Raw genomic sequence first — 14,803 nt, forward strand, 5'->3', positions numbered from 1 at the left:
CGAGGCCCTTTCCTGTGAAAGGAGTGTGGCGCTGAGGTATCATGTTCGTCTTGGTTTCTCCAACTCGAGGATGCCCGCCGATGTTCACCCGTGACATGCAGATTGCCGGTTTCGATGATGCCCTGTTCGACGCGATGGAGAAGGAGGTCGTGCGTCAGGAAGCCCACATCGAGCTGATCGCTTCCGAGAACTATGCCAGTCCCCGGGTCATGGAGGCTCAAGGCACTCAGTTGACCAACAAGTACGCCGAAGGCTATCCCGGCAAGCGCTATTACGGCGGCTGCGAATATGTCGATGTGGTCGAGGACATGGCCATCGATTATGCCAAGAAGCTATTTGGCGCCACCTATGCCAATGTGCAACCGCACTCTGGCTCTCAAGCCAACGCTGCGGTATTTCAGGCGCTGGTCAAGCCCGGCGATACCATCCTTGGCATGAGCCTGGACGCGGGTGGTCACCTGACCCACGGTGCCAAGCCGAATTTTTCCGGCAAGCACTACAACGCCGTGCAGTACGGTCTCGATGACAGCGGTCGCATCGACTACGACCAGGTCGCGACCCTGGCCAAGGAGCACAAGCCGAAGATGATCATCGCCGGCTTCTCGGCCTATTCACAGATCATCGATTGGCAGCGCTTCCGTGAGATCGCCGACGAGGTAGGAGCCTACCTGCTGGTTGATATGGCGCACATTGCGGGCCTGGTTGCCGCTGGTGTCTATCCGAGCCCGCTGTCTCATGCGCACGTGGTCACCACCACCACCCACAAGACGTTGCAGGGTCCGCGCGGCGGCTTGATCCTGTCCGCCGAGGGCAGCGCGGAGGTGGAGAAGAAGCTGCAATCCGCGGTGTTCCCTGGCAGCCAGGGCGGTCCTTTGATGCATGTCATCGCCGCCAAGGCGGTATGCTTCAAGGAAGCCATGACGCAGGAATTCAAGGAGTATCAGCAACAGGTAGTCAAGAACGCTCAGGCCATGGCCGGTGTTTTCATGGAGCGTGGTTACGACATCGTCTCGGGGGGGACCGAGGATCATCTTTTCCTGCTGTCTCTGATCAAGCAGGGCATTACCGGCAAGGATGCAGATGCCGCGCTTGGGCGCGCGCATATCACGGTCAACAAGAACGCCGTGCCGGATGATCCGCAGAGCCCCTTCGTCACCTCCGGGCTACGTATCGGCACGCCGGCGGTCACCACCCGGGGCTTCGGCGAGAGTGAATGCAAGGAGTTGACGGGCTGGATCTGCGATATCCTCGATGCCATGGCCGAGGGCGATTCCAGCGCCGCGGAAGCCGAGGTGAAAAGCAAGGTCGAGACCCTCTGTGCCCGCTACCCGGTCTATCGCGACTGATCTGAGGGTCATGTTGTCAGACGCTTTTTTCCCATCCGGCTGATCTGAAACCCGCAAGGCGTCTTGGCCCATCAAGGCGCTTTTATTTGCAATTTATTCTCATTTCAACATCAGGAATCTGGTACCCTGGCGCCTCGCTAGGGCCGGGCAAAAGGAATGCGCTGCGCCCAAATGGACATTCACCATTCATTTGCCAACAGCGAGCCGTGCCTATGGCCATCCGTAAAGAAGCCACCGACCTGCAGCGTGCGCTGAAAGCCTGCAAGGGGTCCTTCATGACGGTGGGGTTTTTCAGCATGTTCATCAACCTGCTCATGCTGGTGCCTCCTCTCTACATGCTGCAGGTTTACGATCGAGTCATCACGACGCGCAGCGAAGAAACCCTGCTCATGCTCACCTTGGTGGTGGTTTTCCTGTTCGCGGTAATGGGATGCCTTGAACTGGTGCGCTCGCGAATCCTGATCCGGGTCGGCAATCGGCTCGATACGTCGATCAACCAGCGCCTCTATACCGCCATGTTCCGGCGCAGCGTGCTGGCTCAGGGGCAGCAGACCGCACAACCGCTCAATGATCTGACCAATGTGCGACAGTTCTTGACCGGCAATGGTCTCTTTGCCTTCTTCGATGCCCCTTGGGTGCCGGTCTATCTGGCGGTGCTGTTCCTCTTTCATCCTTGGTTGGGCATCTTCGCGACGATGGCGGGCATCGTGCTGCTGATGCTGGCGATTGCCAACGAGAAGGCGACCAAGACGTTGCTGGCCGAGGCCAGCAGCGAGCAGATCCAGGCGCAGGAGCTGGCCAACAGCAATCTACGCAATTCGGAAGTGTTGCACGCCATGGGCATGCTGCCCGGCATCATGGGACGCTGGGCCAGCAAGCACTACGAGTTCCTGGCCAAGCAGTCCCAGGCCAGCGATCGAGCCGGTGCTTTGACCAATGCGTCCAAGGTGCTGCGGCTACTGTTCCAGTCCCTGATTCTCGGCCTGGGCGCGTACCTGGTGCTGCAGGGCAGCATGACCCCGGGCATGATGATCGCTGGTTCGATCCTGATGGGACGAGCACTGGCCCCCATCGATCAGATGATCGGCAGCTGGAAGGGGTTCGTCGGTTCGCGCAGCGCCTATCAGCGCTTGAATGAACTGCTCGAGCAGATTCCAGAAGAGAACCGGCGCATGTCGCTGCCAGCGCCGGATGGCGCCATGACTATCGAGTCCGTGGCGGCCGCGCCGCCCGGGGTGCGCATGGCGACCCTTCGCGGCGTCAACTTCACGGTGGCTAAAGGCGAGCATGTAGGCATCATCGGGCCCAGTGCGGCGGGGAAATCCACCTTGGCCAGGGTGCTGTTGGGCATCTGGCCTCCCCAGGTCGGGAAGGTGCGTCTGGATGGCGCTGATATCACTCAATGGAATCGCGATGAGTTGGGGCCCTACATCGGCTATCTGCCCCAGGATATCGAGCTGTTCGATGGCACTGTCAGCGAGAATATCGCGCGTTTCGGCAACGTCGATGCCATGAAGGTGGTCGGGGCTGCTCGCAAGGCCGGTGTACACGAGATGATCCTGCAGCTGCCCAACGGTTACGACACCGCTATTCGCGCGTCGAGTGGCGTGCTCTCCGGTGGTCAACGTCAACGAATAGGACTCGCTCGGGCGCTTTACGGCAATCCGGTCCTGGTGGTGCTGGACGAGCCCAATTCCAATCTCGATGACCGCGGCGAGCGGGCACTGGCCGAGGCGATCCGAACACTCAAGAGAGAGGGCGTCACGCTCTTCGTCATCAGCCATCGCACCAGCATCCTGAAGCATATGGATAACCTGCTGGTACTCAAGGATGGGCAGGTCAGCATGTATGGGCCGCGGGATCAGGTATTCGCGCAGTTCGCCAAGCAGAGCGCTGCCAACAAGAAGCAGGTCGGTCAGGCTCAGAGTGCGCGCCTGGCGGCCATTCGTGGCGGACAGGCAGGCAGAGGGTCGCAATCCGAGGAGCAGGGGCCATGACAGGGAATATGAAAGACGCTTCCAACCCTTCAGACAATCCCGAGCATCGCAGCATCGATGTCACACCCAGGCAAGCGCTGCCCGGTGACGCCTCGACAGCCCATGCAAGTCGCCTGCCTACCATGGACAAGGGGTATCGCCGTCTGGGCCTCGGGGTTCTGCTCCTCGCGTTCGGGGGGTTCGGTGGCTGGGCAGCCACGGCCGATCTTGCCGTCGCGGTAGTGGCCCCCGGGTCGGTCTCCGTAGAATCTTTCAAGAAGACGGTGCAGCATCTCGAGGGCGGCATCGCCAAGAAGATCCTCGTCGAGGACGGTGATCACGTCGAGGCGGGCGATCCACTGATCGTGCTGAATAATACTCAGGCGCTTTCCCGGCTGCAGATTGCACGCTCCCAGTACTTGATCAATCGCGCCGCCGAGGTGCGCTTGTTGGCCGAGCAGAAAGGGGCCGACTCGCTCACATTCCCCGATGAACTGCTCGAGAGTGACTCCCAGCGTGTCGAGGAAGTGCTGGCGGTACAGCGCGCGCTGTTCGCGGCCCGTCGTGATGCGCTCACGGGCACCCTCGATGCGCTCGATGAGCAGGTCGTGCAGATGCGCGAGCAGATCGAGGGGCTCGAGGCGATGATCGGCAATAATCGCTCACGCATGAATTCCCTGGCGGAGGAGGCCAGTGACTATCGCTCGCTGTTCAAGGAGGGGCTTGGTGACAATCAGCGCCTGCGCGAACTCGAACGCCAGATTCTGCAGTACGAGGGCGAAATCGCCCAGCATCGCTCCGAGATCGCGCGGTTGAAGTCCCAGATCAGCGAAAACGATGTCCAGAAGCAGGTCAAGCGCCAGGAGTTCCAGCAGGAAGTGGGCGAACAGCTACGCGAAGCTCAGGTGAGCATTGCCGATGCGGAGGAACGCATCATCGCCCTGGAAGATCAAGTGGGAAGGACCACGGTGGTGGCACCTGTCTCCGGCACCGTGGTCGGGCTGCAGATACACACCCTCGGGGCGGTCGTGAAACCGGGGGAGCCGATCATGGACGTGGTGCCCTCCGGGGATGGCTTTGTCGTCGAAGCCCGCATTCCGGATCGCGATGTGGACAATATCTACCGTGGTCAGGAAGCCGAGATACGCTTCAGCGCCTTCAATCAGCGCTTGAGTAATGTCATCGAGGGAGAGGTCGTTCACGTGAGTGCCGATACCTTCAAGGATGAGGCCACCGGTACCCATTATTACAAGGCGCGAATCAAGGTGACCGAGCAGGGCAGGCGTGACATGACCGACAGCATGCAGCTATTGGCGGGGATGCCCGCGGAAGTCATGATCCGTACCGGTGAGCGTACCTTCGCGAGTTACGTGGCAAAGCCCATTACCGACATGCTGGCGCGTGCCATGCGCGAGGAGTAGAGCCGTGGCAGCTTATGCAAAGACCACAAGCATGCAGCGTATTTCCCTTGCCGGCCTTCTGCTGGGGCTTCTTTTCACCCCGTCTGTTGGTGCTCGATCCATGACGGAACCGTCGGATTCCGCTGCTGAGGAAGCCGTCTCCCGAGGCGAGGTGTTCGGCGCCGAGGGCAGTAGCAATGTCTCGACCGCGCCCAACGCACTTCCTTCGTTGCCGGCACTCTTCGGTCAAGCATTGGAGCACGACGCCGAACTCGCCCGGCAGCGTTATGACATGCAGGCCACCGCCCAGCAGGTTCCCCAGGCCCAGGCGGGATTACGACCAAGGGTCGATGCCAGTGCCGGCTATACCTACCAGGACACGGACAATTACTACACCGGCAACCCTCAGTACGATCCCAGCAACGACTTGGTCGGCGATCCCGACAACGAAACACGGTTTGAAGGGCAAACCCGTGATACTACCTGGCAGGTGCAGTTGACCCAGCCGCTGTTCAGCCTCGAGCGCTGGCGCCAGGTCGATAAGGCCAAGGCCCAGCGTGACGCCGCGGAGCTGCAGGTTGCGGTGGCCGAGCGCGACCTGGCGCTGATGGTGTCCGAGGCCTATCTCGATGCCTATCTAGCCTCGCGTAAACTCGGCCTGCTCGATTCCAAGCGCGAAGCCCTTACCCTTCAGGTAAAGCAGGCGCAACGTGCCTACGATCTGGGGGTCGGCGATCGGATCAATCTGCTCGAGTCCCAGTCGCGCCGCGATCAGGCCGTCGCCGATCAGATTCGTGCGGAAAATGAACTGGACAACGCCCTGAGCGATCTGCAGCGTCTCACCGGCCAGCTACCGGCATTTTCCGGCGTCGCGCTGAACGATCTTTCGACGTTGAAGGTGAAAAGCGACTGGGGACAGGTGGACGAATGGCTGACGCGCACGCCGGGCAATATCGAGGTGCAACTGGCAAAGCAGAAGCAACAGGTGGCCCGCGAAGACACCAGTGTCCGTCGCGCCGGGCACTATCCGGAGCTGAATCTCAATCTGGGCTACGCGGACCGCGATTCCAACGATCCCTTCCGCGAGAATGAAAGTGCCTCGGCAGGCCTGGAGCTGAATGTTCCGATCTACCGCGGGGGGCTCACCACGGCAAGCGTGCGTCAGGGGGAATTGACCGTGCTGGCCAGCGAAGCGGCCTATACCAACAGTCTCAACCTGGCGCAGCAGGAAGTCCGCAAGCGCATGCGCAGCCTGAATGGCGATGTGCGCCAGATCGAGGCGCTCAAGCGCTCCATCGAGTCCAGCCGGCTTTTCCTGGAGGCCGCGGAAAAGGGTGAGCAACTCGGGCTGCGTGATCTGGTCGATGTGCTCGATGCTCGTGCCGAACTCTACGATCTGCGTATTCAGTTTGTTGAAGTCGCGCGGCAGTATCTGCTCGATACCTTGAACCTGGAAGCTGCGGTGGGTGATCTGGATACCCAGGACCTGCAGCAGGTCACCGCTTTGCTGTCGCGTATCTCCGGTGTCGAGCAGAGTGGTTGAACGGTTCACAAAAAACGCTGTTGAAAGGATGGCTTTCCAGCGCTTCTGCGCTACCCTTTTCGATATGCGCCGAGGGCAGGTGCATTCGCCTTTCGATCCGGAGTGAGTACTTATGGACAATAGCTTTGCCGAGCAGAAGGTTCAGGCGCTATATGCCGCCTATCTAGGGCAGCCCGCCGATCCTGTTGGCCAGCGTGCAGGAGCCTATTTACTCGACGAGGATATCCTCGATTTCGATGAGCTGGCGACAGGCTTTTCCTACTACAGCGATTTTCGCGCTAAAGGGGACAAACCCGATGATGAAGCACTGATCACCAACCTCTACGATGCCTTGTTCGAGCGTGAGCCGGATTCCGACGACCTGTCGTTCTGGACCGAGCAGCTGGACAGTGGCGCGTTACAGCGTGACGAGGTGGTGCCGGCGCTGCTCAGTAACGCAAGTCCTGCCGATCAGGAGGCGAGCTTCGCCAAGTTCTCCATCGCCGATTACTACGCAAGCAATGTCTCTCAGCGCGAGTTCGACAAGGACCAGCAGCTGACGTTGGATAACCTGCGCTCCAATGAACAACTCTACGCAGATCTCGAAGCGCTCGACGATGAGCGCGACGCCCTGAAACTGGACGTGGCCGGTGAATCCCTGGAAGGGCGACCGCTCTATCGGGCCGAGGTAGGGGAAGGCGACAAGACCATCATGATCGTTTCCCAGCAACACGGGGACGAACCATTGGGCACCGAGGCGCTGGTCGAGCTGCTCGATATTCTCAGTGCAGATACCGAGTACGCCGAGAACCTACGTGAAGAAGTGACCGTGGTGGCAATGCCGCGGGTCAATCCGGATGGGTTTGCGCGCTGGGAGCAACAGGCGGCCGGCGATCAGGACGTGCTCGACCCACGGCGCAACTCCGCGGATATGGACCTCAATCGCAGCTACGATGCCGCCAATCGTCCCGATCCGGAGACCATCCCCGAGGCGTTGGCGGTGCTCGAGGTGGTCGATGAATATGAGCCGGATCTGTTTCTGGATTATCACCACCAGAACAACTATCTCGGCGACGATGGTGAACTCGATACCATGTCGGTGCAGTGGGCAACCAATCCCGAGGTGGAACCCCAGGTATCGGAAACCGGCCAGCGTGCCGCGGTGGCGATCGCCAACCAGCTCGAGGATTTCGATCACAATCAGCTCTCTCTGTTTCCCGGAAGTGATACCCCGGCCATAGCGCGCAACGGTCTGGCGCTGGAGGGTACACCGACATTGCTGATCGAACAGCGCGGCTTGCAGGAGATGGATCAGATCGCTCAGGAAGGTCTCGATACCGATTACAGCGCCCTGGCCAGCGCCCTCACCGCCGAAGGCCTGCTGAGCATGCTGGGGGTCATCGAGGCCGTGGCGGATGACTCCTTTGATGAGCTCGATCCGGCAGAGGCATTGACGATAGCCGAGCGGGGTGAGCGACTCCCCTTCGAGGAGATCTACGCCACGGGTCAGCGCGATAGCCTGCAATGGGCAAGCGATGAGAACATGACCTTCGATGACCAGGCCATGGTCGCCGACGCAGCACCGGCTCAGAATGATTCGATGACTTCGGACCTGGGGCTCAGTGACGCTGGGGCGGCGTTGATGGGTATTCAGGAGAGCAGTGAAGCAACGGATTACACGATCGCGTAAACCCTGATAGACCAGCATATAAACGAGAGCACAGTGCGATTCGCGACGTCTGATCGCGGTCGCATTGTGAAATTCCTGTTTCGATGGTTGTGCTGAAGCGCTAGGATGCAAATCGTTACATACGTTTAAACTCGTTATCCAAGCGTTTCTGGAGTTTTTATCATGGCGTCTACTCAACATATGGCCTTCTTCATCCTGGTGCCTGCGCCAGGCAATACCTCACTGAGCAGCCAGAGCAGTAACGGCCATACCCTCAGCATTGCCACCTTGAGCGATATCGATGCCGCTAAGCGCTTGACACAAGAGCTCACCTCGCAAGGGGTCGATACGATCGAACTCAGCTCGAGCTTCGGTGAGCAAGGATTGAAGGCAGTGCGTGAGATGGCAGGAGGCAACGTCAAGGTAGGGCTCGTGCGCTTCGATTGATAGGATGCAGTTCCCATATCATGGCTTTGACGGAGCGCCTTTAAACTAAAGTTCAAAGGCGCTCTTTTCGTTATTATCCGATCCTATGTCGGACATAGCTAAACGCTGGTCCTACAAGCTCGGACACTATTTCATGAATCACGCTATCGCCACGGGTCGCTCCAGACGCCCCGACATCGCTGAATACCTGGCTGAAGCCATCTTCAGCGGTCGCTATGGACCGGGCGATTATGTGCCCCGCGAGATCGATTTGTGCGACCAGTTCGGTGTCAGCCGCAGTACGGTGCGTAGCGCCCTGCAGCTGCTGGTGGCGGCAGGCCTGCTGAAACGTATTTCCGGGCAAGGCACTCGGGTGCGTGAATTGGCCGAGTGGCACTTGCTCGACCCTCGGGTCAGTGCCTGGATGGCGCGTTTTGCCCAGCCCAATCCGAGTATTCAGCGCGAGATATTCGCCTTCCGCGTGGCCGTGGAGCCCTTCGTCGCGCGCCTGGCCGCAGAGCATGCCACCGCCGCCGATCTGTTGGCGATCGAAACCGCCTATGACGGCATGATCAATGCCCTTGAGCAAGATGATCTATGCTGGGGAGGGCGTAGCCACGATGAATACGATGTCGACTTTCACGAGGCGATCTTCACGGCTTCTCACAACCTTGTCTGGGCACAGATCAGCCATGTGTTGAAGCCTGCTATCGCACTTTTAGTGGAGAAATCCAACCATAGTGCCGATGAACTCCACGACAGCATGGAGCGTCATCGCCGCGTTATGGAAGCCATTCGCCTGCGTCAGCCCGACAAGGCCGCCCAGGCGGCCCTGGCGGTGCTGGATCGCACCGGGCGAGATCTGGGGCTTGAAGGGTTGCTTCCGGTGCTGCCTACCCTTGGGCCCCAAGCAGTAAATCACGAAGCTCAAACAACAGATGGATAAGGAAACGCTAAATATGTCACGCATTCCACTCAAGACGATTACCGCTGCCGTACTCGGTGCCATGGCGCTCAATGCTCAGGCCGCCGAATACGAGTGGACCTTCCAGACCTCGGAAACTTCCGGTGAGCCGCAGTACGAGATCAAGAAGGCCTGGGCCGATGAGGTCGAGGAAAAATCCGACGGTCGCATCCAGATCGAGATCCTGCCGGTCAATGCAGTGGTTCAGGCCAACCAGACCCTGCAGGCCGTCAAGTCCGGCACCCTTCAGGGCCATTTGACCGATCCCAGCTATTTCACCGGGCAGAACCCGGCCTTCGGCATGCTGGGCAACCTGGTCGGCGCCTGGGGCGATCCCAACGAGTTTCTCGATTACATGCGCAATGCCGGTGGCGAAGAACTCTACAACGAGCTGGTCGAACCTTACGGCCTGCATCTGATCGGTGCCGCGGCCACGGGCCTTGAAGCCTTGCCCTCCAAGCGGCCGATTCGCACCGTCGACGATCTCAAGGGACTGAAGCTGCGTGCCCCGGAAGGCATGGTCTACAACATCTTCGAGAAAGCCGGTGCCACCCCGGTGAACCTACCGGGTTCCGAGGTCTATACGGCGCTGGAAAAGGGCGTGATCGATGCGGCGGATTACACCGTCTTCGCCACCAATTACAAGCAAGGCCTGTATGAGTTTGCGCCTTATCCCAACTATCCGGGCTTTCACTCGCTTCCCATGGTGGCGGTATCCCTCAACAAGGAGATCTGGGATAGCCTGCCGGACGATTTGAAGAGCATGCTTGAAAGCACCGTCGACGACATGGCCGACGAGATGGTGGCCAAGCTCAAGGAACTCGACCAGGAAGCAGTAGAAGAGGTACGCCAGGACCCCGACATCGAGATTATCGATATGTCGGATGAGGAACGCGCCAAGTTCCGCAATATTGCCGAAGAGGAGTGGGCTGTCTGGGCCGAGAAGAACGACATGACCCAGAAGGTCTATGACTCGGTGGTGGCTTATCTCAAGGAAAACAACCTGATGTAAGCGTGGCTTGTTGACTAGGGTCACCTAAAAAAGCCGACGGTCTTGCTTGTTGGTAGGAGCTTGCTTCAGCAAGCGATAGGGGTATCCCCATCGCCCGATGAATCGGGTTCCCGAGAACACTGAAGGAATCTGCCCGGATTCCTTCTGTTTTTTGTTTAGAGGAGAGGTCATGTCACCACACCCACCCCCCAACGACGGTTCTCCGGAGCCTGGAGAAGACGAGCTCGCCGGCCCGACCTCCGGAGAAACCACGACGCAACCCGACCCCGTCAGAAGCACGTTCGACAAGGGGATAGCCTGGTGCGGACGAGGCGCTGCCTGGCTGATATTCATCGCCATGGCGATCAGCGTCTACGAAGTCATCATGCGCTACGGCTTCGATTCGCCTACCTCCTGGGTGCACGAGTCCGTGGTCATGCTGGTGGCGGTGAGTTTCTCTCTTGGTGGCCCTGTAGCCCTGGCCAGCAATCGCCATATTCGTGTGCGGGTGCTTTACGATACGGTTGGCCCGCGTTTCAAGCTATGGCTCGATCGCTTCAATGATCTGGTGACCCTGGGCTTCTGCCTGGGCATGAGCTATGCCGCCTATGTCATGTTCTGGGACGCCTCCCACAACCCCCTTGGAGAGTGGCAACTGGAGCGCTCCGGTACCTCCTGGAACCCGCCTTTCCCGGCACTGGTCAAGGGCATGATCATGCTGGCGCTGATCATCATGTGCGTGCAGTCGCTGATTCATCTCGTTCAGTCGCTAAGGGCGCGACCCGATGACCGTGCCGAAGGTGCAGGGGAGGCACGCTGATGGAAATCGCAGACGGAACGCTGCTACTCGTTGGGGCAATCTTCGCCCTGCTGGTGACCGGCCTGCCTCTGGCCTTCGTCACGGGGCTGGTGGCCCTGGCCTTCACCTTCGGTTGGTTCGGCCCCAATGCGCTGCCCCTGGTGACCAGCCGGGTGTATGGCTTCGTCACCGAGTACTCCCTGGTGGCGGTGCCGATGTTCGTGTTGATGGCCTCGTTACTCGATCGATCGGGGATCGCCAAGGATCTGTTCAACGCCATGCGGGTCTTCGCTGGCCGCTTGCCTGGCGGTGTCGCCATTCAGACCGTGGTGGTGGCGTTCTTCCTGGCGGCGCTATCCGGAATCATCGGCGGTGAAATCGTACTGCTGGGAATTCTCGCCTTGCCGCAGATGTTGCGGCTGGGCTACGACAAGCATCTTTCCATCGGGGTAGTATGTGCCGGCGGCTCCCTGGGCACCATGATGCCGCCCTCCATCGTCTTGATCATCTACGGCCTGATCGCCAGCGAGTCCATCGCCGACCTATTCACCGCGGCGATTACCCCGGCCATGATCCTGATGGGCAGCTACATCGCTTATATTCTGGTGCGCTGCTTGAAAAATCCCAAACTGGGGCCGCCCATGACCGAGGCGGATCGTCAGGAAGGGTTTGCCAACAAGGGACAGGCGTTCAAGGCGATCATCGTGCCGGGCCTGATCGCCTTCATGGTGCTGGGGTCGATCTATGGCGGCGTGGCCTCGGTGACCGAAGCAGCGGCAATGGGAGTGTTTGGCGTGCTGTTGGCGGTGGTCGGACGCGGCGAGTTCTCCTTCAAGACCCTGCACGCGAGCCTGAGTCAAACCCTGACCACTTGCGGCATGATCATCTGGATCGGCATCGGTGCGGCGGCCCTGGTGGGGGTCTACAATCTGATGGGCGGTAACCGCTTTATCTCGCAGTTGATCCTGGGGCTGGAGGTCGAGCCGATCGTGATCATCCTGGTGATGATGGGCATTCTGCTGATGCTGGGCATGTTCCTCGACTGGATCGGGGTGGCGATGCTGACCCTGCCGATCTTCGTGCCCATCGTCGAGCAGTTGGGCTACAGCCCGATCTGGTTCGGCATCCTGTTCGCGGTCAACATGCAGGTATCGTTCCTGTCGCCACCGTTCGGTCCCGCCGCCTTCTATCTCAAGGGCGTGGCGCCGCCGAACATCAGCCTCAAGGACATCTTCGTATCCTTGTTACCATTCATCGCAATTCAGCTGTGCGTGTTGATGGCACTACTGGTGTGGCCGAACCTTGCGATGTGGTTGGTTTAAGAATAGGAGTCGAGCATGAACGAAACACGCCGGGCTGCATTGGATGCGGCCCTCGAGCATTTGCCTCTGGTCGCCATCCTGCGCGGGGTGCGGCCCCAGGAAATCGATGACATCTTCGATGCGCTGGTCAATGTTGGTTTCAAGATGATTGAAATCCCGCTTAACTCACCTTCTGCTTTCGAGAGTATCGAGCGTATTGCCAAGCGTTGCCCGGAGGACGTGGTGATCGGGGCCGGGACGGTGCTCGATCCCGGGGCCTGTCATCAACTGGCCGCTCTCGATGCGCCGATCGTCATCACGCCCAATACCGACGAGGCGGTGATCAGCGAGGCGGTGGCCCAGGGCCTGGCGCCGATGATCGGTTGCATGACCCCGAGCGAAGCATTGGCAGCAGTGGCCGCCGGGGCTACCACCCTAAAGCTGTTTCCCGCGGCACGCCTGGGAATCGGTTACTTCAAGGACCTCAAGGCAGTTCTGCCGCCGGAGCTACCGATCTTCGCCGTAGGTGGCATCGATAAAAGCAACATGAGCGAATGGATGAATGCCGGTATCGATGGTTTCGGCTTCGGTGGCAGTGTCTATCGTCCTGGCTGGTCGGCGGCACAGGTAGAGCAGCACGGTCGAGAACTGATCGCCGAGTGGCGCCGTGTCCGGGAAGCGCTGATCCAGGCAGAGTATTTCGAGCGCGAGGCGGATGCATGAGTCACGCTCCAGGACGATTGATCGTCATCGACTGGGGGACCAGCAATTTCCGCGCTTTCCTGGTCGATGCCGAGAGCGGTAAACGTCTGGAGAGCCGGCGTTCCGAGGCGGGGCTGCGCTCATTGAGCAGTGCGGAGTTTCCGCATTATTGCGCCGCACAGATTGGCGATTGGCGTGAAGGTGATGACCCCCCTCCTGTTTATCTTGCCGGCATGGTCGGCTCGGCCCGGGGCTGGCGCGAGGCACCACAGCTCGATCTCCCGGTGAGTGCAAACGATCTGGCAGATCATGTCGTGGCGGCGCCAGGGCTCGATAACGCCTGGATAGTGCCCGGTGTCAAGGTGGTGACATCCGATCAGGTGGATGTCATGCGCGGCGAGGAAATCCAGGCCTTCGGCGCCCTCGCCATGATCGGTGATGACACGGCGCTGTGCTGCCTGCCGGGTACCCACAGTAAATGGGTGCGCCTGGAAGCGGGGCGGATGATCGATTTCACGACGCTGATGACCGGCGAGCTTTATCATGCGGTGCGCTTCCATACGCTGCCTGGTGAACCCGATCGGGGCAGAGAGGCGTTCGATGCCGAGGGTTTCGAGCAGGGCATGCAGGCGGCGCACCACCCCGCCGGTCCATTGCATGCTCTGTTCGAAGCGCGCAGCCGTCATCTACATGCCGGTCTTGCCGCGGCCCAGGTAGGCAGCTTCATCTCGGGGGTGCTGGTCGGTCACGAAGCCCGCACCCAGCGGACGCTGTTTTCCGGTCCCCAGAGGGTGTTGCTGGTCGGGTCCAGTGCACTCAATGCACTTTATCGGTGCGCCCTGGAAAAGGTGGGGTTCGAGGTTCAGGAAATCGACAGCGATCAAGCTATTCTGGCGGGGGTGTGTGCCCTGGCGCGGCGACATCGCGACGATTCAGCGCTTACTTAGCTTGTTCGAGTTGGGCGAGGAAGCGCTCGACGATAACCGCGGGGGGATGGCGAACATCCAGGCAAATGGCTTCATCGTCGGTCGGCGGCTCCAGGGTTTGCAGCTGGCTGTCGAGCATACGCTCGCCGGCGAAGAAGTGCGCGCTGCGAGTGTTCAGTCGCTCGAGCAGCACGTCGCGGCTTCCTTGCAGATAGAGAATGATCAGGTCCGGCGCCCCTTCACGCAGCACCTCACGGTAGCGATGCTTGAGGGCCGAACAGCCGATCACCACATCGCGACCTTGTAGACGGTGATTGCGGAAGAGCTCACTCAGGGTGAACAGCCAGCCCTTGCGATCTTCGTCGTCAAGCGGCTCTCCTCGCGCCATCTTGGCCACACTGAGGGCGCTGTGATGATCATCTGCGTCAATGAAGTCGGCACCCATGGCGGCGGCGATATCACGACCGATATGCGATTTCCCCGACCCCGAAACTCCCATCACCAGGATACAGCGCGCTAAATCGTTCATTGAATCTCATCCATGACATAGCTCTTTGAAAAGCCAACTAGAATAACAGGACGATCGCACGGGAAGAATATTTCTCGATAGACAAGGCCACTGGTTTCGTAGGCGCTCGATTTATCGGGCGATGGTGATACGCGATCTCCTGTAGGCTCTTGGACGAAGCGATGATGAGATATCTGGTTTGCGGTGTACCTCCCCGCCTCTGCACGACTCGTGCCGATTTGCAGTATCGTGTCAGGGCGGGGAGATCAAGAG

The 14,803-nt window shown here is 59.7% G+C and carries 13 protein-coding genes; 12 read left to right on the forward strand and 1 reads right to left on the reverse strand.

The annotated features are described in order from the left end of the window. Positions 1–80: 80 nt before the first annotated feature. The 12 genes from glyA to ACPF7Z_RS07855 all read left to right on the forward strand — a co-directional run bounded on the left by glyA (position 81) and on the right by ACPF7Z_RS07855 (position 14,043). Positions 81–1,346, forward strand: coding sequence for a serine hydroxymethyltransferase (glyA, locus tag ACPF7Z_RS07800; protein ID WP_425192707.1), 1,266 nt, complete (start codon positions 81–83; stop codon positions 1,344–1,346). A gap of 212 nt (positions 1,347–1,558) precedes the next feature. Beyond that, the gene (locus ACPF7Z_RS07805; protein WP_425192708.1) at positions 1,559–3,343 is read left to right on the forward strand and encodes a type I secretion system permease/ATPase; all 1,785 of its coding nucleotides are present in this window, start codon (positions 1,559–1,561) and stop codon (positions 3,341–3,343) included. Then, positions 3,340–4,743: an HlyD family type I secretion periplasmic adaptor subunit gene (locus ACPF7Z_RS07810; RefSeq protein WP_425192709.1), complete on the forward strand. Its 1,404-nt coding sequence runs from the start codon at positions 3,340–3,342 to the stop codon at positions 4,741–4,743. The genes ACPF7Z_RS07805 and ACPF7Z_RS07810 overlap by 4 nt, the downstream gene beginning before the upstream one ends. 4 nt (positions 4,744–4,747) lie before the next feature. After that, on the forward strand, positions 4,748–6,265 hold the full coding sequence (locus tag ACPF7Z_RS07815) for a TolC family outer membrane protein (RefSeq protein WP_425192710.1): 1,518 nt from the start codon (positions 4,748–4,750) through the stop codon (positions 6,263–6,265). A gap of 112 nt (positions 6,266–6,377) precedes the next feature. Next, positions 6,378–7,934: a M14 family zinc carboxypeptidase gene (locus tag ACPF7Z_RS07820; RefSeq protein ID WP_425192711.1), complete on the forward strand. Its 1,557-nt coding sequence runs from the start codon at positions 6,378–6,380 to the stop codon at positions 7,932–7,934. A 162-nt stretch (positions 7,935–8,096) separates the two neighbouring features. Then, positions 8,097–8,360: a DUF6506 family protein gene (locus tag ACPF7Z_RS07825; protein WP_425192712.1), complete on the forward strand. Its 264-nt coding sequence runs from the start codon at positions 8,097–8,099 to the stop codon at positions 8,358–8,360. A gap of 133 nt (positions 8,361–8,493) precedes the next feature. Then, on the forward strand, positions 8,494–9,285 hold the full coding sequence (locus ACPF7Z_RS07830; RefSeq protein WP_425192713.1) for a FadR/GntR family transcriptional regulator: 792 nt from the start codon (positions 8,494–8,496) through the stop codon (positions 9,283–9,285). 13 nt (positions 9,286–9,298) lie between these two features. Beyond that, the gene (locus ACPF7Z_RS07835; RefSeq protein ID WP_425192714.1) at positions 9,299–10,315 is read left to right on the forward strand and encodes a TRAP transporter substrate-binding protein; all 1,017 of its coding nucleotides are present in this window, start codon (positions 9,299–9,301) and stop codon (positions 10,313–10,315) included. 169 nt (positions 10,316–10,484) lie between these two features. Continuing rightward, positions 10,485–11,114 carry a TRAP transporter small permease subunit gene (locus tag ACPF7Z_RS07840; protein ID WP_425192715.1) on the forward strand — a complete coding sequence of 210 codons (630 nt, stop codon included), beginning with the start codon at positions 10,485–10,487 and terminating at the stop codon, positions 11,112–11,114. After that, a complete protein-coding gene (locus tag ACPF7Z_RS07845; RefSeq protein ID WP_425192716.1) occupies positions 11,114–12,415 on the forward strand; it encodes a TRAP transporter large permease in 1,302 nt (433 codons plus the stop codon). The genes ACPF7Z_RS07840 and ACPF7Z_RS07845 overlap by 1 nt, the downstream gene beginning before the upstream one ends. 15 nt (positions 12,416–12,430) lie before the next feature. Continuing rightward, positions 12,431–13,117 (forward strand): 2-dehydro-3-deoxy-6-phosphogalactonate aldolase, encoded by a 687-nt coding sequence (locus ACPF7Z_RS07850; protein WP_425192717.1) that lies wholly within the window; start codon positions 12,431–12,433, stop codon positions 13,115–13,117. Next, positions 13,114–14,043, forward strand: a complete 930-nt coding sequence (locus ACPF7Z_RS07855; RefSeq protein WP_425192718.1) for a 2-dehydro-3-deoxygalactonokinase — start codon at positions 13,114–13,116, stop codon at positions 14,041–14,043. Before ACPF7Z_RS07850 ends, ACPF7Z_RS07855 begins: the two co-directional genes overlap by 4 nt. Here ACPF7Z_RS07855 and ACPF7Z_RS07860 read toward each other — a convergent pair. Further along, a complete protein-coding gene (locus tag ACPF7Z_RS07860) occupies positions 14,036–14,551 on the reverse strand; it encodes a gluconokinase (protein WP_425192719.1) in 516 nt (171 codons plus the stop codon). The genes ACPF7Z_RS07855 and ACPF7Z_RS07860 overlap by 8 nt on opposite strands. Between the last annotated feature and the right edge of the window lie 252 nt (positions 14,552–14,803).

It is taken from the genome of Halomonas sp. GXIMD04776 (assembly GCF_049808615.1).
GTDB lineage: Bacteria > Pseudomonadota > Gammaproteobacteria > Pseudomonadales > Halomonadaceae > Modicisalibacter.

Coding starts and splice junctions, on each gene's coding strand:
- glyA (WP_425192707.1), top strand. CDS start 81: ATGTTCACCCGTGACATGCAGATTGCCGGTTTCGATGATGCCCTGTTC.
- ACPF7Z_RS07805 (WP_425192708.1), top strand. CDS start 1,559: ATGGCCATCCGTAAAGAAGCCACCGACCTGCAGCGTGCGCTGAAAGCC.
- ACPF7Z_RS07810 (WP_425192709.1), top strand. CDS start 3,340: ATGACAGGGAATATGAAAGACGCTTCCAACCCTTCAGACAATCCCGAG.
- ACPF7Z_RS07820 (WP_425192711.1), top strand. CDS start 6,378: ATGGACAATAGCTTTGCCGAGCAGAAGGTTCAGGCGCTATATGCCGCC.
- ACPF7Z_RS07825 (WP_425192712.1), top strand. CDS start 8,097: ATGGCGTCTACTCAACATATGGCCTTCTTCATCCTGGTGCCTGCGCCA.
- ACPF7Z_RS07830 (WP_425192713.1), top strand. CDS start 8,494: ATGAATCACGCTATCGCCACGGGTCGCTCCAGACGCCCCGACATCGCT.
- ACPF7Z_RS07835 (WP_425192714.1), top strand. CDS start 9,299: ATGTCACGCATTCCACTCAAGACGATTACCGCTGCCGTACTCGGTGCC.
- ACPF7Z_RS07840 (WP_425192715.1), top strand. CDS start 10,485: ATGTCACCACACCCACCCCCCAACGACGGTTCTCCGGAGCCTGGAGAA.
- ACPF7Z_RS07845 (WP_425192716.1), top strand. CDS start 11,114: ATGGAAATCGCAGACGGAACGCTGCTACTCGTTGGGGCAATCTTCGCC.
- ACPF7Z_RS07850 (WP_425192717.1), top strand. CDS start 12,431: ATGAACGAAACACGCCGGGCTGCATTGGATGCGGCCCTCGAGCATTTG.
- ACPF7Z_RS07855 (WP_425192718.1), top strand. CDS start 13,114: ATGAGTCACGCTCCAGGACGATTGATCGTCATCGACTGGGGGACCAGC.
- ACPF7Z_RS07860 (WP_425192719.1), bottom strand. CDS start 14,551: ATGAACGATTTAGCGCGCTGTATCCTGGTGATGGGAGTTTCGGGGTCG.